Source organism: Candidatus Leptovillus gracilis (assembly GCA_016716065.1).
Classification (GTDB): Bacteria; Chloroflexota; Anaerolineae; order Promineifilales; family Promineifilaceae; genus Leptovillus; species Leptovillus gracilis.
Window position 1 is genome coordinate 81,823 of sequence record JADJXA010000005.1, and the last position, 20,608, is coordinate 102,430.

The 20,608-nt window shown below is 56.3% G+C and carries 21 protein-coding genes and 1 pseudogene; 19 read left to right on the forward strand and 3 right to left on the reverse strand.

Annotated features, from left to right (window positions below; translation table 11 throughout):
* Positions 1-3 precede the first annotated feature (3 nt).
* From IPM39_14985 to IPM39_15005, 5 genes are all read left to right on the forward strand, one after another.
* The gene (locus IPM39_14985; GenBank protein ID MBK8987357.1) at positions 4-855 is read left to right on the forward strand and encodes a hypothetical protein; all 852 of its coding nucleotides are present in this window, start codon (positions 4-6) and stop codon (positions 853-855) included.
* Positions 856-931: 76 nt separating this feature from the next.
* A complete protein-coding gene (locus tag IPM39_14990) occupies positions 932-1,687 on the forward strand; it encodes a hypothetical protein (GenBank protein ID MBK8987358.1) in 756 nt (251 codons plus the stop codon).
* Positions 1,569-2,447: a hypothetical protein gene (locus IPM39_14995; protein ID MBK8987359.1), complete on the forward strand. Its 879-nt coding sequence runs from the start codon at positions 1,569-1,571 to the stop codon at positions 2,445-2,447. The genes IPM39_14990 and IPM39_14995 overlap by 119 nt, the downstream gene beginning before the upstream one ends.
* A gap of 72 nt (positions 2,448-2,519) precedes the next feature.
* Positions 2,520-2,903, forward strand: coding sequence for a PH domain-containing protein (locus tag IPM39_15000; protein ID MBK8987360.1), 384 nt, complete (start codon positions 2,520-2,522; stop codon positions 2,901-2,903).
* Positions 2,904-3,159: 256 nt separating this feature from the next.
* Entirely contained in the window at positions 3,160-3,666 is a 507-nt protein-coding gene (locus IPM39_15005; protein ID MBK8987361.1) for a hypothetical protein, read from the forward strand.
* Between the two features lie 274 nt (positions 3,667-3,940).
* Here IPM39_15005 and IPM39_15010 read toward each other — a convergent pair.
* Positions 3,941-5,297, reverse strand: a pseudogene (locus IPM39_15010) (transposase).
* Positions 5,298-5,385: 88 nt separating this feature from the next.
* On the opposite strand from IPM39_15010, the gene IPM39_15015 reads away from it, so the two are divergent.
* The 11 genes from IPM39_15015 (at position 5,386) to IPM39_15065 (ending at position 16,785) form a co-directional block, all read left to right on the forward strand.
* Positions 5,386-5,700, forward strand: a complete 315-nt coding sequence (locus IPM39_15015; GenBank protein MBK8987362.1) for a hypothetical protein — start codon at positions 5,386-5,388, stop codon at positions 5,698-5,700.
* Positions 5,697-5,969 carry a hypothetical protein gene (locus tag IPM39_15020; protein MBK8987363.1) on the forward strand — a complete coding sequence of 91 codons (273 nt, stop codon included), beginning with the start codon at positions 5,697-5,699 and terminating at the stop codon, positions 5,967-5,969. The genes IPM39_15015 and IPM39_15020 overlap by 4 nt, the downstream gene beginning before the upstream one ends.
* Positions 5,966-6,220, forward strand: coding sequence for a hypothetical protein (locus IPM39_15025; GenBank protein MBK8987364.1), 255 nt, complete (start codon positions 5,966-5,968; stop codon positions 6,218-6,220). Before IPM39_15020 ends, IPM39_15025 begins: the two co-directional genes overlap by 4 nt.
* 6 nt (positions 6,221-6,226) lie before the next feature.
* Positions 6,227-6,988: a phage terminase large subunit gene (terL, locus tag IPM39_15030; protein ID MBK8987365.1), complete on the forward strand. Its 762-nt coding sequence runs from the start codon at positions 6,227-6,229 to the stop codon at positions 6,986-6,988.
* A 12-nt stretch (positions 6,989-7,000) separates the two neighbouring features.
* Positions 7,001-8,620, forward strand: coding sequence for a hypothetical protein (locus IPM39_15035; protein MBK8987366.1), 1,620 nt, complete (start codon positions 7,001-7,003; stop codon positions 8,618-8,620).
* A gap of 120 nt (positions 8,621-8,740) precedes the next feature.
* Positions 8,741-14,362, forward strand: a complete 5,622-nt coding sequence (locus IPM39_15040) for an NUDIX domain-containing protein (GenBank protein ID MBK8987367.1) — start codon at positions 8,741-8,743, stop codon at positions 14,360-14,362.
* On the forward strand, positions 14,359-14,694 hold the full coding sequence (locus tag IPM39_15045; GenBank protein MBK8987368.1) for a hypothetical protein: 336 nt from the start codon (positions 14,359-14,361) through the stop codon (positions 14,692-14,694). The genes IPM39_15040 and IPM39_15045 overlap by 4 nt, the downstream gene beginning before the upstream one ends.
* Positions 14,691-14,942 (forward strand): hypothetical protein, encoded by a 252-nt coding sequence (locus IPM39_15050; protein MBK8987369.1) that lies wholly within the window; start codon positions 14,691-14,693, stop codon positions 14,940-14,942. Before IPM39_15045 ends, IPM39_15050 begins: the two co-directional genes overlap by 4 nt.
* Before the next feature lie 156 nt (positions 14,943-15,098).
* Positions 15,099-15,827, forward strand: coding sequence for a TIGR04255 family protein (locus tag IPM39_15055; GenBank protein ID MBK8987370.1), 729 nt, complete (start codon positions 15,099-15,101; stop codon positions 15,825-15,827).
* Positions 15,828-15,834: 7 nt separating this feature from the next.
* Complete coding sequence (locus IPM39_15060; GenBank protein MBK8987371.1) at positions 15,835-16,209, forward strand: hypothetical protein; 375 nt, start codon at positions 15,835-15,837, stop codon at positions 16,207-16,209.
* Between the two features lie 12 nt (positions 16,210-16,221).
* Positions 16,222-16,785 carry a hypothetical protein gene (locus tag IPM39_15065; protein MBK8987372.1) on the forward strand — a complete coding sequence of 188 codons (564 nt, stop codon included), beginning with the start codon at positions 16,222-16,224 and terminating at the stop codon, positions 16,783-16,785.
* A gap of 128 nt (positions 16,786-16,913) precedes the next feature.
* On the opposite strand, the gene IPM39_15070 is transcribed toward IPM39_15065, so the two are convergent.
* Together IPM39_15070 and IPM39_15075 are read right to left on the reverse strand one after the other, a co-directional pair.
* On the reverse strand, positions 16,914-17,693 hold the full coding sequence (locus IPM39_15070) for an IS66 family transposase (protein ID MBK8987373.1): 780 nt from the start codon (positions 17,691-17,693) through the stop codon (positions 16,914-16,916).
* Complete coding sequence (locus tag IPM39_15075) at positions 17,659-18,234, reverse strand: IS66 family transposase zinc-finger binding domain-containing protein (GenBank protein ID MBK8987374.1); 576 nt, start codon at positions 18,232-18,234, stop codon at positions 17,659-17,661. Before IPM39_15075 ends, IPM39_15070 begins: the two co-directional genes overlap by 35 nt.
* Positions 18,235-18,457: 223 nt before the next feature.
* Here IPM39_15075 and IPM39_15080 point away from each other — a divergent pair, with 223 nt between their 5' ends.
* The 3 genes from IPM39_15080 to IPM39_15090 are packed head-to-tail and all read left to right on the forward strand — an operon-like array spanning position 18,458 to position 20,604.
* Positions 18,458-19,078, forward strand: coding sequence for a hypothetical protein (locus IPM39_15080; GenBank protein ID MBK8987375.1), 621 nt, complete (start codon positions 18,458-18,460; stop codon positions 19,076-19,078).
* A gap of 12 nt (positions 19,079-19,090) precedes the next feature.
* Complete coding sequence (locus IPM39_15085) at positions 19,091-19,492, forward strand: hypothetical protein (GenBank protein ID MBK8987376.1); 402 nt, start codon at positions 19,091-19,093, stop codon at positions 19,490-19,492.
* A 26-nt stretch (positions 19,493-19,518) separates the two neighbouring features.
* Entirely contained in the window at positions 19,519-20,604 is a 1,086-nt protein-coding gene (locus tag IPM39_15090) for a hypothetical protein (GenBank protein MBK8987377.1), read from the forward strand.
* The last annotated feature ends 4 nt before the right edge of the window (positions 20,605-20,608 follow it).

Sequence of the window (20,608 nt, forward strand, 5' to 3'; positions counted from 1 at the left end):
TATATGAAAGTTTTTCATCCTTTAGAACCTAATTCAGAAAGCAATCCAGAACAAATCTTGAGACATCTTAAGGAGAGAGTAAGTCAGGAGCGAGAAAAAGAAGAACACAAGCTGTTTTTCTTGGGTAAGTACGAAAGCGACATTGATTTCTTAGAAAAAAGCTATTCTTTTGCTTCACAAAACGGAATATTTTTAGATGCTGATCATTGGCCTGGCATCTTATACAGACAGTTCGATAGAGATTTTCCACCCGGAGACGACTCTGTTGAAGCAGCGCGCGGTAATTTACTGTTAAGCTCCACAGCGGGAAGTACAGTTTATGGGATGATTAGCGACAACATTAGTCGTTACGAAATGCCTGAGACTATCGAAGAAGCACAGGGGCTAATAAACATGTACGAAGACTTAAGGCAGCGTGATGATCGGAACGAGGAGATAATCAGACGATTGGGATGGCTTAATGAAGAAGCAGCAGGCAAGTATAAAGCAGCTTGGGAAGGACTAGACTCACAAATTCCATCTACAGACCCTTTATCAGGGGCGGCTATAAGTATGCGTTCCGCTCTCGATTTAACCATTAGGGATACGCTGATAGGTCGATTATCATTGTCTACTCCAGTAACAAAGGCCCAATGTTTGGTGGTAATTGCTGATCACATTGCAAAAAATGCATCCGCAAAAGAATTGCTGATTCAGCAAGCACCAGACTATCTTGATATCACCAATAAATTATCGAGAGTAAAAGGTACCTCAGACACAGATATAGATTATTTGAAAAGTCAATTTTACAGATCTCAACAGCTCTTGTACTTGCTCCTTGAAACCATCGATATCAACAGTCTTCCCCCTAAGTAGACTTTATCTAATCACTCTCGTGAACTTTTCTAGTCCGACATTGAATTGATCAGAACGGCTGTGCTACCATGAACCCATGACTAGCACTGACGGCCGTTCACCCCTTTGGGAGCGCCAACCTTGGGACACCAACGCCAGTTACAAGGCGTTCAAAGAATACTATCTGCCGGCCGAAGAGCCTGGCCGGCTTGCCAATGCCTACCGTGAATATAGGCGTCAAATAGGCGGCAAACAGGCGGCACCAAAAGTGCCCGGAAACTGGTCCGCCTGGGCACGCGGCCGCCATCCTACCTCTGGTGAACCCCTCCCCGATGCGGCCACCTGGGCCGAGCGCGCCGCCGCCTTCGACGCCCACGTCGCCCAACAGGAATTGAAGGCCCTCGCGGCCGCCAAAGCCCGGAATAAACAGCAGCGCATGCGCGTCCTGGAAGGGGCGCTCGCCCAACTCACCCTAGTTTGGAGCCAACTGGATTACCGGCCGAAACTCGGACCCGACGGCCGTTTAGTCCAGCCCGAATTGCCCTCTTTCCGCGACGCGACGGCCGCAATCAAAACCATCCTCACCGAACTGCGCACCGAATACGACGACGTGCCCGTCCAGCAAATCCAGGTGGCCGGACCGGACGGCCGTCCTCTCCCCATGCCCGGCTACGTTGCTGGCTACGATTTCTCGGACCTGAATGATGAAGAACTCCTCGACCGCATCCGCGAGCATGAATCGCGTCGAATTAGAACAGTACCTGGCTTTGCTGATGGAACAGGAACGCCGGGAACGGGAACAGATACGGACCCGGTTGCTGGCGGCCAGGCAAGTCGGCCGGCTGACGCCTGACGTCGTCGCCGATTTCGCCCGGCTGCTCATGACCGATGACAACGGCCGTCCCATTCGGCCGGCGCCGCATCATTGGCTGTGGCTGCACCTGATGTGCAACGAGGACATCAAGAAGCTGCTGATCATCGCGCCGCCGGAAAGCGCCAAGACGACGTGGCTGCTGGCTTACCTGGGAACGCACGTCGCCTTTTTCCCGGAGTGGCCGCGCATCATGGCGGCCGTGTCCGGCGAGGTGGCCGCCAAGCGCAGCCAGGCGCTGCGGCTGATGGTGGAATCGCCGGAGTTCCAGGCGACGTTTGCCGACCTGAAGCGCGCCTACGGCCTCAAGTGGACGCAGGAGGAGTGGAGCATCGCGCCGCATGGTGGGCTGCCCCGGCCGGGGCGTATTCATCCCTCCTTCTTCGCCGTCGGCGTTCAGGGTGGCGTTATCGGGAGCCGGGCGCGCCTGGCGGTGGGCGACGACATCCTCGACCACGAGAATACGCGCACAGCCCACCAGCGCGAGATTGTCCACGACTGGTTTCACAAGAGCTTCCTCAGCCGCCGCATGAGTCGCGTCGGCCGCAGCATCGTCATCGGCACGGCCTGGCATCATGACGACACGTATGCCAGGATGCGGACTGGTGGCGACTGGGTGGTGTGCCATGTGCCTTTGTTGAGTGAGGGTGATTTGGTGGCGGCCGATGTGTGGTATCCGGAGGGGTATCAGGGGGAGCGGTTGGGGGAGCCGGTGGCAGACACCACTGTCACAATTGAATAATGACATTCCTCAGATGACAAGCTAAAACGGTCGTGGTACTCTGTGCTAAATTTTCGTGCTAGGAGGTTAAATATGGTTGGCAACTTTAGCGGTATCTTTGGTAACGCCTCAGAAATTACACCAGAGGAAGCCCAGAAAGAATATAACGAAATCTTCATTGATGGAGAGGAAGTAAAAGCGGCTTTTCTTTTAGTGCGTGATGTTTTCATGTTCACAAACAAACGCTTCATACTGGTAGATGTGCAAGGCATGACCGGAAAGAAAGTCGAATACCTAAGCATCCCATACAAGTCCATCAGGTATTTCTCGGTCGAGACAGCTGGTAATTTTGATCGGGATTCGGAATTCAAAATTTGGGTTGGTGGTGGTGAAGGCCCCGCAGTTGTGAAAGAAATCAAAAAGGGTTTCGATATTATTGGTCTCCAGAAGACTCTAGCATCTTTCATCCTGGACTAGCTCGTAAACGCACGGCCGTTCCCTATCGGAAGCGGCCGTTTCTCCATCTGCTCTTCCTCCCCCTTTACCCCAACTTCGCCAATTTGCTACCTCATCTCCTAGAACAGACACTCTAGGAGATACCGCATGGAACCCAACGAACCCCGACTGCCCACGCCGCCCAACAGCCGTAGTTATGCTATACTCCGACAGATTCCTTCACAGTGTTGGAAACAAAATTAAACACCGATATACGCGATGCGGAGGTACAATGTCCTTGATGGAAGTATTGGAAATGCTGGCATACATTGCAACGGTTCTGGGTATTCCTATTGCAATTCTTCTTTTTGTTAATGAAAAAAGAAAAGAGAGACGCGATAGGGAATATGGTACGTATGACGCTTTGGGCAAAGAATACGTGGATTACTTACGCCTGTGCATGGAAAATCCCGAACTTGACTTATACGACATTCCTCTTGAAATAGAGAGCGAGCTATCGGCCGAGCAGAAGATTCGCCAATACGCCATGTTTGAGATTCTTGTGTCCTTGTTGGAACGGGCTTATCTGATGTATCAAGATCAGTCAACCGACATAAAAAAGAGCCAGTGGTCTGGATGGGATGATTACATGCATGACTATGCAAGGCGTGAAACATTTCGCAGATTATGGCAGACGCAAGGCGTGGAGTACGATTTAGACTTTATCAAGTATGTCACCACTGTTATTGAGAAAGTACAGGCTGAAACAGTCGTTTCAGCAGACGCGGTGACGCCTGTTCAATGACTTCTTTTGCATGAGCTAATCGGCTTTGAGTGAACTGCGCCTTGCGCGCAGGCAATGCCCGTTATCCCCCCTTTACCCCAACTTCGCCAATTTGCTACCATATCTCCTAGCAGGCTGTCGGAAAAATATCTTCTGAAGGCCCGATGATAGACAAATAACGATTTCAAAGCATCAAGACAAGCAGTTTGCAACTCATATTGGCCTCATTACCATGAATTTTGCACGGTTTTACAGCCCGTTTTCGGGCATCAGGCAGGGGGCAATAACGCCCCCATCAACCAACCTGCAAGGTATGCAATCGTTTCAAGTTGTAAGCCAGACAAACCAATGTCCATTCGCCACCGGCAGCAACCAGGCCTCGCAGAGAAAACTGACGGAAACCCAAGGTTTCCTCGATGATACCGATAACCGGTTCAACCGTCGATTTGCGCAAACGGTAGGTGGCTTTGCCGAGGGTGGTCTACAGTTTGTAAGCCATTTGCTCTTTGACGGAAGCATCATTGGGTGGCGGGTTGGGATTGTCCAGGAAAAGGCACGCCAACCCTGATGGTGTGGGCTGCGACCGGTGGCGATGTAGGGGTCAATGCCGCGCGCTTCCAAGCTGGCGATGTTGTTTTCGCTGAAATAGCCGGTGTCCAAATTGACCTTTTTCGGCTGACCCACGACTGGTGGTACGGTGTCGAGAGTTGGCAGGGCGGCCTGTTTATCGTTGGTATGGTCACACAACCAATTGCCCACTACCAGACGACTGTCATGGTCAACCACTACCTGGACGTTATAATGTTGGTCAAAGCCGCTGTTGGTGGCGTTTTTCATGATGCGCGATTCGGGGTCGGTGAAGTTGTACTGGTCTTTATCTCTGGGTCCTGGAGTGGGTGGCTGCGGTGGTTTGCCCGGCGGCTTTTTTCCTGTGGGTCGGTCTTTTCGGCCCGGGCTTGCATCTTGGCCTCGTATTCGGCTTGCTCGGCTTCATACCGGGCCTGGGCGCGTTCCTCCAGCACCTTCTTGGCTTCGGCCAGCCGCGCCAATTGCTGCTGGCGTCGGGCAATCTCATCAGGAATGTTCATCTCTTCGGGCAGTTGTCCTCCATCGGCAACTTCAGCCAAAGTGAACAACTCCTCGACTTCGGCTTGCAGATAGGCTTCGATAGCCAACAGCCGCTGGTAACTGACCGCTTTGCTCTTGGACGCATCGGCATGGATTTTGCTGCCATCCAGACTGACGTTACCCAATTGCAAATAGCCCATCGCCTGGGCAATCAGCAGTATCTGGACAAACAACTCTTTCAGTTCAGCCAGAAATTGTTGGCGGAAAGCCGCAATCGTGTCATGGTCGGGGTGCATGTCACCGGTAATGAAACGAAAGGGAATCACCTCATGGGTGGCGCGTTCAATCTTGCGCGAACTGAATACGCCGCTGGCATAGCTGTAGAACAGCAATCCCAACATCACTTCCGGGGCGTATGGTGGCGCACCCTGCTCACTATACTTTCTATACATGATCCCCAAATCAAGTTGGGCGACGACAGCGACAATGAAGCGAGCCAAATGGTCGGGTGGCAGGACATCGCGCAAGGTGATTTGCAGGTCCAGGGTCTTTTCGTAATCAGCAGTTCTGAATTTTCTTGCCATACCCAAAGTTTACACCGAAATCATTTTTGTTCGGAGAAACGTATCTTCTCCGACAAGCTGCTAGAACAGACATTCTAGGAGATACCGCATGGAACCCAACGAATCCCGGCTGCCGGCCATCCCCGACGGCCGTTCCCCAGCCGACTTAACCAAGAAAGAACTGGTCGCCCACCTGGTGGCCGTCGAAGCCATCCCTCAATGGAAACTGAACGTCATGACCCGCGACGCCATCGTCGCGCTGTTTGCCTTGCCTCGTGATGAAGCGTTGGCGGCCGTGGACGCGGCCGGCCTGGAACACGGCCGTAAACATCGCCGGGGCAGGATTGGCGTGGACGTGGCGGCCGAAGGCGACGACGAAACGGCCGTGTACGAGTATTTGCTCACCGGCCGGGTGCGGCGATGAGCGAACCGGCCCCCACCTACGACACCCCTGGCCTACCCGCCGACTTACGGCCGTATCTGCCCACCGACCCCCACCTGAGCGACCTGGTGGAACTGCGCACCATCGCCCAGGGCACGGAATCCAAAGCCTACACCTGGCCGCGCCTGACGGCCCGACTCAACGAGATGATCCGACAGCGCCAGGGTGAACTGGACTGGCAGAAACGGCGCGATGAGGCATGGGCAGCGGCAAGTGTTGGCGCGCCAACACTTGAGGAGGCACGGCCGTGAGCGACGTTTCGCCTATCCCCCTCGTCCGCGTCCACTGGCGCGACACCCGCGCCCATTCCGCCTGGCACACGGCCGACGACATCGCCGCGTTCGTGAGCGAGGCTTACATCGTCGAGTCGGTGGGCTGGCTGGCGGCCGAGAGTGAAACGCACCTGGCCGTCGCCCAATCCTGCTCTCCGCACCGCTTCGGTGACGTGCTGGTCATCCCCCAAACGGCCATCGTTGAACGCTGGCAGTTAAACGAGGAGTAACGGCCGTTGCCCGCCCACCAGGTTATCCTTCATCATGACGGACCCGCTCTCTGGCCCCAACACAAACCCCTCGCCGAAGTCCTGGAACTGCGCGCCACGACGCCAGAGCTTACCTGGTCGGGCACGTACCAGGGCGTGCCCACCCCACCCGGCGGCTACACCTTCAAGCGCCAATGGTGGACCAGGGAGCGCCGCTACGACATCCACAGCCAGGCTGTCAAAAACCTCACCTACGCCCGTTACATCTCCTGGGACACCGGCCTCAAAGATAAGGAAGAAACGGACACCGATTACACCGGCTACACCGTCGCTGAACTCTGGCCCGACTATCGCCTGGGCATTCGCCACGTGCGCCAGGAACGGCTGGAATTCCCCTACCTGCCCGACGTCATCGAGCAAACGGCCGTGCAGTGGAACTATGACGAGAAACTGCACGGCATCCTCATCGAGGACAAGTCCAGTGGGACCAGCGCCCTGCAAACGCTGGCCGCCTCCGGCCCGGCCTGGCTGCGGCCGATGCTCATCCCCTTCAACCCCACCACCGACAAGATTACCAGAGCGAGCCAGGCGGCCGTCTGGTGCAGGAATGGCTGCGTGCTGCTGCCCTACCCGGCCGCCGACCTGTACTGGCTCATGGACTTTGAAGAGGAACTGTTCAACTTCCCCCAGGCGGCCCACGACGACCGCGTGGACTCGTTTACGCAGTTGATTTTGTACCTGGAACATATCCTGGCCGCCGGGCGGAAGGCGCGGGGCGAGGTGGAATAAGGAAGAAGAGATATGAAGATTCTAACCAGTCTATTTGGCGGCGGAACGGCCCGAAACCTGACCCTGTCCATCACCAAAGAGGGCGCGAAGAACGAACTGCCTTACCGCGAGGTGGCGAAGCTGCTCTGGAACTACTACCTCAACAACGGCCTCTATGACGAACTGCGCCTGGCCGGGTATTTCCTGGATGAACCCAACCTGAAGGCCATCCGCAACCCGGCCGGCCGCGTGGTCAAATTCTACGCCGACGTCATCTGGCCCGGCCGTCTGCCCGACGCCCTGCCCCTCGACTTGGAGGCGACGGCCAACAAGCAACTGCGCGAGCCGTTGGAGGAACTGTGGAAGTGGTCCAACTGGCAGGCCAGGAAGCAGGTGTTGGTGCGCTGGGCGTCTACGCTGGGCGAAACCTACATCAAGGTGGCGCAGCCCGAAGGCAAGAAGCGCGTCTACATGCAACTCAACCGGCCGGAGGTGGTCACCGACCGCGAGGATGACGAGCAGGGCAACATCATCTACCTGCGCGTGGATGTGCCCCGCAGCCGGCGCGACGGCGATGAGGTGAAGTTCTTTCTGCACACCGAGGTGTGGGACAAAGCCGACGGCCGTTGCCGCATCTGGGAGCATGACAAGACGGCCGAAACGCCCATCGAGCAGCTGGGCACGCCAACCAAGAGCTACGACCTGAAGGCCACCTGGGGCATTGACTTCATCCCCTGGGTGCGGGCGGTGCATCTGGACATCGGTGAGGACCGGGGCGTTGGTGCGTACCTGCTTCAACTCGACAAGATTGACGAGGCCAGCCGCCTGGCAACGCGCCTCCACACGATGCTCTTCCGCCACAACGACGTGACCTGGGCGCTGGAGAGCAACATGATGGACGCGGCCACCGGACGGCCGTTGCCCCCGCCGCGCATCGCCACCAACGTGGACGCCGAAGGCAACGAGGTGATGGACCTGGCCGGGGAGAAGTTCATCCGCCTGCCAGGTATGGCAAAGCTGACCAGCCTGGTCCCTAACCTCAATTATGACGCGGCGCTGGCGGCGCTCAACGCGCACCTGGGCGAACTGAAAAATGACCTACCGGAGCTGCGCTACTACGACCTGCCCGACCTGGGCGAAATGTCTGGCCGGGCCATCCGCCTGCTGATGGGACCGGCCATCACCTCCGCCCAGGAGGTACGCGGCAACCTGGAGGATGCCCTGGTGCGCGCCCAGAAGATGGCCCTGACCATCGGCCAGAACACCGGCATTTGGAGCGGCCTGGGCAGCTACGACGACGGCGACCTGGAACACGGCTTCCAGGAGCGGGCCATCATCCCGGCCGACCGCTACGAGGATGCCGAAATCATCAAGGCCGAAAAGGAAGCGGGCATACCGCTGTTCACCAGCCTGCGTAAGAGCGGCGCGACAGAGAAGGAAATGGCCCAGGTGGAGAAGGACTATGCCCGCGAACAGGCGATGACTCAGGCGGGCATGGCCGCCGCGCTGCTGGAAGCGCAGAGCCAGTTCAACGCCGGCCAGCCGGGGCAGAATGGCGCGGCCGTGCCGCCTGCCAATGGAGAAGCGGCCGATGAAATCCCCCAAGCCGACAGTAAAACGAAAGCCCAGCCCAAAGCCAGCGCCAAAGCCTGACGCTGCCGTATTGTGGCACGGCCGTGGAGGACGGCCGTTGCCCGGCCTGTTTCGAGACGCAGGCGGCAGATAAATAGATACCGATAAGGCTTACAAATCGGTATTTAAACAGACCTGTTCATGGACAACGTCATCTCCCTCGCCGAGGGCTTTCGCGCCCAACTGATCCACGCCGACGCCCAGGCGATTATGGCGATGAGCCGCGCCTGGACAGGGGTGGAGGCTGCCCTGCAAACGGCCGTCGGCGACCTGGCCCAACAAATCGCCGACCTCAAAGCGAAGGGCGAGGAAGTCCCCCAGTGGAAGCTGTGGCAGATGAGCCAGTACCAGTCGCTCCTGGCCCAGATTGCCGGTGAGATGAACAAATACAGCCAGGGAGCCATCGCCGACATCCAGGATCAGCAAATCAAGGCGCAGCAGATGGGCGCAAAACATGCCAAAGAACTGCTGACGGCGGCGCTGGCCGGGCAGCGTTCGTTGGGCACGGCCTTCGACAAACTGCCTACTGGCGCGGTGGAGAATATCACCGCTCTGGCGCAGGCCGGGCAGCCGCTCAACAAGCTGCTGGAGAATGCCTACCCAACGGCCGTCGCTGGCCTGACGAAAGAACTGCTCTATGGCACGGCCGTTGGTCGCAATCCCCGCGAAACGGCGCGCATCGCCGTGCGCAAAGGTCTGGCCGGTGGGCTGAACCACATCCTGCTGGTGGCCCGCGACCAGCAGATTCGCAATTACCGCGAGATGGTGCGGCAGAAGTACAAGGATAGCAGCGTGGTCTACGGCTACATGCGCCTGGCGGCGCGCAATACGCGCACCTGCATGGCCTGCATCGCCCTGGACGGCACGATTTACGAGACCGGCCAGGTCATGGCGCTTCATCCCCAGGACCGGTGCAGCATGGTTCCGTTGGTGGAGGGCTTTCCTCTGCCCAACATCAAGCCAGCCAGCGAATGGTTCAAAAGCCTCGATGAGGATGAGCAGCGGCGCATGATGGGCGACGGCCGTTATGAAGCCTGGCGCGATGGGCTGTTCGAGTTTCGCCAACTGGCGAGCGTGAGCAACCATCCGGTTTGGGGGCCGTCGTCGCACGTGACCTCACTCACCGACTTGCTGGGTGGCAAAGGGGGATTGGGCGGCGCGCCCATTGACCCGGCAGCGCTGCTAAAAAGCCACCAGGCAGCTAAACCGGCCAAGTCCAGGAAACCGCAGACGTTGGAGATTGACAAGGGCGACAAGCCGATGTTGGAGCAGCTCATCGAAGACCTGGCCCAATCGCCCATTGACGCGGGAACCTACAAGGCTATTGAGGGCGTCCTGAGCAAGGTGCTGGCCGGGCAGCAGGGATTGGCCTACACCGATGCCAACGGCCGTTTGGAAGGCGCGCTCGCCTACCAGGTGGGCGTGGGCAACCTCAACTACTTGCACGTCACGGCCGCCGGCTTTGCCAACGTGGACGCCAACAAGAAGGCCATTCTGGACGCGGCGGCCATCGCCCAACAGAAGGGGCAAGGGCTGGAACTGTACGTACCCAACAGCCACCTGGCGCTCTACCAGGGTTGGGGCTTCACCGTCCACCAGCCGCTCAAAGGCGGTGCGCGGGTGCGCCTGTCGGCCGACGACGTGAGCGGCTTCATCAAAGACCCGGACGGCTACGGCCAGGTTAAGGCAGCGAAGCTGGCAGCGGCTGCCAAAGACGCGCTGGCCGACCCTAACAAAGCGTTCACCTTCCGCAGCGGCCAGGAGATTGCCGGCCTGCCATTTAAGCCAGTCCACATGACTGACGCCGACTTCCTCAACCAAACCAAAGCGCTGCCCCACGACCCGCCGTTGCAAATTGACGACCCGGACAAACACGCAGCAGCCGGCCTATTGCTCTTCACCCCAGACGGGAAGTTGGTGATCGTGGACCCGGCCGGACAGTACGGCGGGTACAAGACGACGTTCCCCAAGGGCACACAGGAAGAGGGGATGAGTTTGCAGGCAACGGCCGTGAAGGAGGTGTGGGAAGAAACCGGCTTCAAGGCGCGTATCCTGGGCCACCTGGGTGACTATGAAAAGTCTACCAGCGTCACGCGATTCTACATCGGTGTTGTTGAGGATGGCGCGCCCTGGGCCGCCCACTACGAAAGCGAGGCCGTGCGCATTGTGCCGTTGGACCAGGTGGATGCGCTGCTCAACGTCGGTGCGGATAAGGGCATCTTCCAGGATTTGCTGAAGCTGAAGGACCAGGCGCTGGAGGGGAAGCCATTCACTCCGGAAGCATTAGAAGCCGGTCTGGACAAGTATGCGTCCGCCGCTGGCAAGCTGCCACCGCCGCCCGGCGATGCGCTGCCGGCCGACATGACCAAGAAGGCGCTGGTAGACCACCTGGCGAAGATGCGCGGCATTGCCAAATGGAAACTAACGGTCGCCAGCAAAGAGCAGGTCGCGGCCCTGTTCGACTTACCTGAAGCGGAGGCATTGGCGGCCATTGATGCGTATGGGGCGGCCCACACCGCCAAATACAGCCAGAAGGGGGCGAGCGTGGCCGTCGAGCCACCGGCCGTTACCAAACTCCCCCCACCGCCCGAAGACCCCGCGACCCTGAGTAAAAAAGCGCTGGTCGAGCATCTGGCGCAAATCCGGGGCATCGCCAAATGGAAGCTGACGGTCGCCACCAAAGACCAAGTCGCGGCCCTATTCGACATGCCGGAGGCCGAGGCGATGGCCGCCATAGATGCGTTTGGCGCGGCACACGCGGCGAAATACGCCAAGACGGGGGCAAGCACGCCGAAGGAGCCACCCGCGACCCCGGCCGTTCCGCCTGGCGTGGCGGCCTTCCAGAAGTATCAGGCGGATGCCTCCAGCCTCACGGCCGCAGAAGCGCAGCGGGCGCTGGAGTATGCGCAGGCGGAGGGCTACTCGAAGGTTGTGATTGGACAGCTGAAGGAACAATACCAGAAGCAGATCGGCGACCCGCTTATCACTGGCCTCAAGGTGGTGACAAAATCGTACCTGGTGGAGCAGTTGGAGCAGATGACCGGGTTGTCGGCCGCGCTGCTCAACCAGCTAAAGAAGGGTGAACTCGCGGCGCTCGCTGGTCAGCCGATGAGCGCCGCATACGCGGCCGTTGGCAAGCCTTACACGCCCACCGCGCCGGTGGCCGACTTGGTCACGCCGGTCAAGGCGGGCGAAGCGGCTGCCGCATCCACCGTCACGCCCCTGCCACCCAAAGGCGCGGCCGATACCGTGACGATGCATGTGGCGAAGCATCTGGCCTCTCTGTCGGGGGGGAAATACCAGCCGATAGACATCCTCAAGGCCATCAACAAGACCGGCTACACGCCCGAATCGGTCGCCGCACGGCTGCTCGGCGAACCCCTCAGCGCGATAGACGACCTTGTAAAGGGTAAGGCCGAGCCGCCACAGCCGGAGCCATTGAGCCTCCAGACTATGAGCGAGGGTGCTGCCCTGGACTTCTTCGCAGACCTAAATAAGGCGTTCCAGCCTGGCTCTCCCGCCAGCAAGGGCACGACAAAGGCGCAGCAAAATATAGCGACCTCGTCGCACAGCGGCTTCGCCTACCAGGGCGCAAACGGCTGGGCCACCGGGGTGATCACCTTCCACGACATGGAAGGCAAGATCAAGATCAGCGGCGCGGCCTTCACCAGCCTGGATGTGAATAAGGAGGCCGTCGCCGACGTCGCCAACTTCGCTTTGGGACAGGGCAAGGCGGTGAAAACCTACGTGCCAACGGCGCTGGTGGGGGAGTACAAGAAGTGGGGCTTCGCCTACGCGGGTGATGCCGGAGCCAACGGCCAGTATATGGAGATCGCACCAGGCAGCATCCCGGCGCTGGTAACGGCCGTTGGGAAGAAGCCAAAGCCTGCACCGAAGCCGGCAGAGAAACAGGCGCAGGCCGAAGCAACGGCCGTCGCCACCACGTTGGGTTTCCCGGCCGGCGTGGGCAAACATACGGCGCTGAAGCTGCAAAAGCCTGCCCTGGTGGGCCACCTGGCACAGGCGGCGGGCATCTCTGAAAGCAAGCTGACCAAGTACACCAAAGAGATGCTGGTTCAGTTTATGGAGATGCCCAAGGATCAGGCTACCGCGCTGCTGCTGAAGGGCGCTGCTCCCCCGCCACCAGCACCGCCGCCCACCCCGCCCAAAGCTGTGCCCATGGTCGAGAAACGGCCGTTGCCCACCAACCTGCCACCGTTCCAAATGCCTGATCCGCCTGGCTTCCCGGCCGGCGTGGGCAGCCTGAAAACGGTTAGCAGCCTGGGAGGCTCCACTGGCGCGAAGCTGGTGGAAGACCCGGCCACCGGCAAACGCTACGTGATGAAGAAGGGCAACTCAGCCGGCCACCTGCGCGAGGAAGCCTATGCAGACATGGCGTACCAGGCGCTTGGCCTGAACGTGCCCACGTTCAAGGTCTACGACACGCCTGACGGCCCGGTGAAGCTGGCCGAGTTCAAGAGCGGCATGAAGCCGCTGGGCGAGGCAATGAACGATGCAACCCCGGCCGAGCGTAAGGCGATTGTGGCCGAGGTGCGTAAGGGCTTCGCGGCCGACGCCCTGATGGGTAATTGGGACGTGTTAGGAGCCAGCAAAGACAACATCCTGGTCGGCGATGACGGCAAGGTGTGGCGCGTTGACAACGGCGGCGGCTTCCGTTACCGGGCGCAGGGCAAGAAGAAGGAGAAAGAGTTCATCTCCGACTACCCGGTGGAACTGTGGACCATGCGCGACAAGAGCGTTGGCCCGGAGAATGCCCAACTCTTCGGCGACCTGGACATCTACGAAATCATGGACCAGGCGCGCGGCGTGGTGGACAAAGGCGAGGCGCTGCTGGCGGCCGTGCCCGATGAGCTGCGTCCGTTGGTTCACGGCCGTTTGGAAGTCATGCGCGACCTGGTGGGAACCAGTGACACGTTCAAAGGCGACCAGTGGCAGGCGGGCTACACGGACGGCTTCCTGGAGCAGTCTACCCACATCCGCCGCCAGGGGCTAATTGACGCGCTGCCACAGCAGATGAAGCAGGGGAAGGCCGGCAGCACGACGGTGTATGATGAACACGGCCGTGAGTTCGACGTCATGCGCGGCAAGGGTAGCCACGTCGAGGCGTGGGCGGTCTATTGCAAGGCAAATGGCGGCGACCCTGCGATAATTAGCCACTGGATGGGTAAACAGGCTGGCTCATCCTGGAGCAGCGCAAGTCAGGCGCTAAAGTACAAAATCGCGCTGGAACGGGGTGGTGATTTTAACGATTATTTTTGGCTGGAAGGTCTGGCTCATGCTGAAAATGAATACAAGGCAGCCATAAAAACAGTCGGCGAGGAAAACTACAAAAAAACCTGGGCCATGTGGCATGCCTGGGTATACGAGTCGCTGCGGCACATGGAGTTTGCCCGTAAGCAGGGTGGCGTGGTGGAATTAGTGCGCACTGAGGGCGAAAAGACCATGAAGCAGTATGGTGTAAAGATGGGCACGCAAGATGCCTTGATGCTGCGCGGCGCGGCCGAATCCGGCAGCATCTACCGGGCCAAACGTATCGTCGCCGGCGGCGAGGTGACCCGGCAGCGCGTCCCCCTACACCGCATCTTGGGCTACTATTGGAGTGATAGACCGGGAGCAAAAAATGGGTATGGTGGATTTCTGGGAAATGAGGAGAATGAATTTGTATTTATTCCGGAGGGCATTCCTTTCGATTACGTGGACTCTATACATGGAAGTAAAGGCGTGGAGGCTTATTGGCAATGACAACAGAAATTGAAACGTTGGAAAATGCACGCTTCGGCATAAATCAAGGCTACCCATACATGACGGTGGAAGTGAATGGCCGCCAGTGCAAGGTCTACCGCGAGAAGGCGCTACGGTTGGACGGCGAGATTGCCGCGCTTGGCCCCTATGACGACTTCCTGGACTTCTTCGTCATTATCCCGCCCAGCGAAGAGCATGGTATTCATCGGCATATGAAGCTGGAGGGTTATACCAGCGACCGGCGCTACGTGGCCCTGGTGTGGAAGTTTGTGGAGGCCGTCGATAATCCCGATGTTCCATTTGTCGAAGGACCGGTGGAGATTCCCAAATGATGGATGTTGGCGCGCCAACACTACGGCCGAAGGAAACGGCCGTTGCCGACGTGCCCGCCGACGGCTGGGTGGCCGTGCGCCAGGCGGGGAAGTTGCTGTTTGAATACCATCCGGAGCGGGAGTTGGTGCGCGTGGTGAAAAGGCAACGGCCGTTTGTGGTGGATTTGACCACATATAGAGAATTAAAAAGGAGGTTTGATACGCATCACAAGATTAATTGCATAAAAGCAAAGGAAAACTTGAGTTGACGATATTCGCTCTAATGTGTTATGCTGATATTAGTTCTTGCTAAAAATCAGTAAAAACTAGTCCATTATTCCCTGTTAAAAATCCAAGTAATTTGAAAGACTTTTGGAATGCGCCAAAAGTCTTTTTAACTTTCTTCCTTTGAGAGAAACCTATACATGGGCAGAAATTACAAATCCCCTCCTTTGATTGAAGCGTTATGCGAGTTCCGTTTCATAAATAAACACTGGGATATGACTATGCCTGGTTTGTTTTATCAGAAAGTAAAAGATGATTTCCCTACCATTAGAGAGAAAAATGTCGTCGAAATGCTTGTGAACCAGCAACAACCTGGACAAGAAGTTCATGGTGTAATGACGCCCAGAATACAGTTCATTAACCATAACGAGTCAGCCTTGCTTCAGTTAGGGCCTGGTATACTAATTGTTAATTGTTTACGCCCTTATCCAAGTTGGCCTAATTTCAAAGAGTTAATTTTTCAAACACTTGCACAGTACAAAGAAATAACATCAACAGTAGAACTTGAGCGTATTGGTCTTAGATTTATAAACAAGATCGATCTTCCGTTAGATAAAGAAACGAAAACACAGTTCAACTATTATCCTCATTTACCTGCACTACCAGCCAACGAACCCAAAAATTTTCTACTTAGAACAGAACTGGACTTTGAGCAATCAAATGGGGTGTTAGTTTTAACTTTAGCAATAGTTCCTCCTGAAAAAGATGATGTAAAATCCTTGATTTTGGATCTTGATTTTGTATCTTTGCACGCAGACCGTCTAACATTTGAGACAATTGAGAGTTGGGTTGAAAGCGCGCATCATAATATTGAAACAGCCTTTGAGGCCAGTATTATGGATTCTCTAAGGGTCACTTTTGAGGAGTAACCTACTTATGACCGCTATTACAACAACACCTTCTTACTCTAGTTTTGCATCTAATAGAATCGACAATTCCGTCTCGATTCCAATAGATACAATTTCCGAAGGCTCAATCAAGGGTGGTGAATATCTGTTCCCTTTTTTCACTCAAACAGGTTCGGTTGGTGTTGTGGAGGCAACAGTACGAGCCTTAAGGCAAGAAATAACTGTATTTCTTGAACGGTCATCAAGAGTCAAGATTGATTTGGTAAATCCGGATTACTATGAAGTATTCGATTTTCCTATGGGCCAACCTAGTCAAATTACAATTAAAGTAATCAATCGTGGACGTCGCGTGCCGCCAGCGAGTTTCTCTTCCGATGATTTAAGAGAATCAGTTCTGGATTAACCTCTATTACAGATGTCTGCTAATTACCCCTGGTACAACCTTATTAACACTAAAGATTTAGAACAGGGAGATTTGTTACTCCATTGCCCTGTAATTAAGCCAACTTGGACTGCGGCTCATTTGAACAATCAAGACCAGGAATCTTCGGAATTCAGTCTTTTTGCTGACCAATTTATATTTGATGTTGTAGTGTTGACTCAGTCCTGTGATTTGATAAACGAGAAGATTGATACAGTTTTAGTCTGCCCGTTTACATCAGTCGAGATATTTCTGAATCATAATTTTCCAGATTGGAACGATAAGGAGCAAAAACAATTTAGGGAAGATGTTAGAAGAGGAAATCGCCCAGGGTATCATCTCATTGCAGAATGTGAGATACCGAATTTTATTTCCGGTATCAAGCTTGTGGATTTCTATAACATCTTCAGCGTTCCCAAGAGTTTGTTGGTTAGGTTAGCTGAAAGACAGTCACCGCGAATCCGCTTAATGCCGCCTTACCGAGAACACTTAGGCCAAGCGTTTGCTCGCTTCTTTATGCGGATAGGATTGCCAATTGATATTCCTAACCAAAAATAAACTGTAACTATACAGGTGTGAGTTGAGGCATGAGAACATTATCGTCAAACAGAGACCCTAATGCTTCCCACACATTGAGACCCTGTTTACGAATCGTGGAAATATAGGTGCGCAGCGAACAGAATGGTTCAGCGCCTTCCCAACTGCGAAAAAGAGCCTGAGATTTTCTGCTGAACCTTCATCATTCTGATGTCTCGTTCAGCCAAGTTGTTATCAAACGGCACCTTAAAATCATGGACAAAACGCAAGATAGCCTCCTGCTGCTTGTCAAATCGTTCTACCAGATTACGCGCCTTTGTTTTTTTGCGCCGCCCTCGTTTGACAAGGGGCGGATGTTCATCAGGTAACAGGTTTTCCTCTAAACCGAAGGCAACAATGGTGTCATACATTTGGTGGATTCGTTGCAACTGCTCGATTGACAATTCGGTTTCCCCTGCCTGATAAGCTTCGGCAACCAATTGTTTGGCCGATAACAAATAGACAATCATCAGTGCTGCCCATTGCTGTTGATCGTTCTCAACCAGAGCCGTCAACTCGCGCAAATGATGGGCATTGCACAAGGCATGAAGCAACAATTGATACTTGAAATAGGTCGCCCAGTTATCGTGAACAAGGGCGCCGGTGAATTCAGGCAGAATGCCAATGGCGTCAGTCGCCTTTTTGCCCCGACTTTGATGCGGTTCATAATAAGTCAATTCTGGGGTGCTGACGGTATGGAGCCAAGCTCTTTTTCCACTGATATAGAAGCCTGTCTCATCAGCATGACCGACTTCGGCCTTTTTGACGGCTTCTTTAATGGCTTGTGTGGCTGGCTTCACATTTTCTGCGGCCGTCTCTAAAAAGTTTTGCAATGAACCAGTGGAAATGGGTAATTCAAACAGGTCGGCCAACATCTGTCGCCCGTTCATACGGAATGAACTGCTCATTGCGCAGATAAACTGACAACCGCTTGACTTGCGAACCATATTGCACCGGGTTGGTCACATCCGCTGGAAATTCACCGGTTGTTGCTTCACCACAACAGGGACAGATGATGGTTTCGGCTTGGTGTTCGATGGTCACATAACGCAATGGCGGTAATTCAAAGACCTGTCGTTTAGCAACTTTACTGGCTACAATTTCTTCGGACAATGGGGCTTGGCAATGGTCACAGCGGGCTGGACGATGCGGTTCAATGAAATCTGGTTTGGGATTGAACTCAAGCGTATGCCCTTCATGTCCTTCCTGACCACCAGCTTTGCGCTCTGTTTGTGGCCGTAGACTTTTGGGCTTAGGCTTCTGTCGGCCTTTATCGCGGCTGGACGGCCAACTGGAGTTGTGGCTATTTTGACCAAGCAACTCGACTAAATGCTTGATTTGAGTCTCAGCAACGGTCAACTTTTCGCGGAGTTCTTGGACTTCTCGCTTAAGTTGCTTGTTTTCTGCTCGCAGTTGTTGCACTTCGTCCATGCTTATCATTTATACCACAGGTTTTGGACCTGTATAGTTACAATAAACTAATCATTCAGCCGACTTGAACTTAACAGAACGCCTGTGATAAACTAGTTCTATTCGCTGTCAACCAAATATCAGAGCGCCCAGAGCGCCCAACTTGCATCAAGCAAGCTGGGCGCTCTTTTTATTTCACCAACTCACGGCGACGCAAGCCGGCAAAAACTGCGGAGGAAACAGAATGCTTTTCATGAACCGCCACTTCAAATATGACCCCGATGCCCAAACAGGCAACGGGACACCCACGGCCAACGCGGCCGGGGCCGCAGCGGATTCGCCAGCGGCCGAAACAGCGGAGAGCGATGGCAGCCAGAAACCCACCTTCACCCAGGCCGACCTCGACCGCATCCTGGCGGACCGCCTGGGGCGGCAGGAAAAGAAACTGCGCCGCGAATTAGAGGATCAGGCCGACAAAACGAAGGAAAAAGAACTGGCCGACGCCGCCGAGTGGCAAACCCTGGCCGAGAAACGGCAGAAGCAAATCGCCACCCTGGAGCAGCGCGTGGGCGAACTGGAGCAGCAGACGGAAACGGCCGTCAAATACGAAAAGGCGCTGGCCGTTTACGTCAAGCAACTCTCTGAGGGCCTACCGGCCCCCATCCTGGCGCTGATGGAGCCGATGGACCAGGCCGCCCGCCTGGAATGGCTGACGGCCAACCGGGCGCAGTTCATCAAGGCAGACACGCCGGAAACGGCCGTACCGCCGACCGGCAACGGTGTGCCACCCACACCAGCATCTAGCGGCGAAGCAAGATTTACCGACGAACAGCGGCGCAAACAAGCGTATACCGCCCGCATCTAAGGAGAATCGTTTATGACCGACCTGGTTATTGATTACACCAAAGTCCGTGAAATTGAGGTCATCGAGCAGTTCACCGGCCCGGCCGACGAAACCGTCAATCCCGGCCAGTACGCTCGTCTGGCCCCATCCACCGGCAAACTCACCAAGGGCAACGCCACCACCGCCGCCGAAGTCGGCAGCGGCGAGGGGCTGTGCATCACCCGCCAGGTGAACACCGTCACCGTTCTTAAGAAAGGCATCCTTTGGCTGGGTGAAGGGGTCCTCGATGCCCTGAACTTCGGCGCGACCATCTACCTGTCCAACACCGATGGCACGCTGGCCGACGCGGCCGGCACCGTCAGCAAGGTGGTAGGAACTGTCGTGCCTCTCTACGGCCACAGCACCTTCAAGAAGGCGCTGCGGGTCAATCTGTAATTGCCAACCTGATAGGAGACTGATTCATGACCATCGAAATCGCCTACGGGTTCGTAGGCATGCAGAGCTTATTCAACAAGCGCGTCCAGGAAGTGGGCGTGCGTCGCGTCTTCGACGCCATCACGCAGTCGGCCGCCTACCACACCGACATGATCAACACCATGATGAGCATCCTGGTGGAGCGGACGACCATCGTGCAGGAAGAGTTCGAGTTACCCGGCGCGGGTACGCTCCAGCCGTTGGACGAGGTGGGCATTCCCCGGCCGACCGATACCTACGGCTTCTACAAGGTCGCCTACCCCATCCAGGGCGGTGGCGACGCCTGGGGCAAAAACCGTGTCACCAGCGCTCTGATGACGGTGCAGGAAGCCAACCGCCACACCATCGAAGCGCAGAACAAAGACGCCGACTGGCTGGCGCGCCACATCATCGCCGCTACCCTGACTAAAGATTCGTGGACGTTCCACGACAAAGTAGGCGGCGGCGGTAACAGGGGCCTCGGTGACATCTCCATCATGCCCCTGGCGAATGGTGACAGCACCGAGTATCCGGTCATCGGCAAACAGCCGCAGACGGCCAACCACTACACCGCCCAGGCGGCAGCCATTGGTGACGCGGCCAATCCGTTCCCCACCATCTACGCCACCCTCACCCGTTACCCTGGCAACCAGAACGCCACCATCGTCGCCTACATTCCGGAGAACTTGCAGGCGACCGTTGAGGCGCTGACTGACTTCCGCGAAGTCGAAGACCCCGACGTGCGCGCCGGGGCCAACCGCGACGAGTTGACCGCTTCCATCCCAGTCGGCCTGGGTGACGAACTGCTGGGCAAGGTGGGCAAGGTCTGGATCGTGCTGTGGAAACGGCTGCCCGACAACTACATCTTCGCCCATGCCCGCGGGCGCACCATCCTCAAGATGCGCGAGTACCCGGCCAGCGAGCTGCAGGGGCTGTTCACCGAACTGCACAGCCCGGACGGGGCGCGCATGGAGAATCGCGTCATCCGCTACGCGGGTTTTGGCGTGTCCAACCGTGTCTCCGGCCTGGTCCACTACGTCGGCAACGCCGCCTACCAGAACCCGACTGACTACACCGCGCCGCTGGCCCAATAGGAGG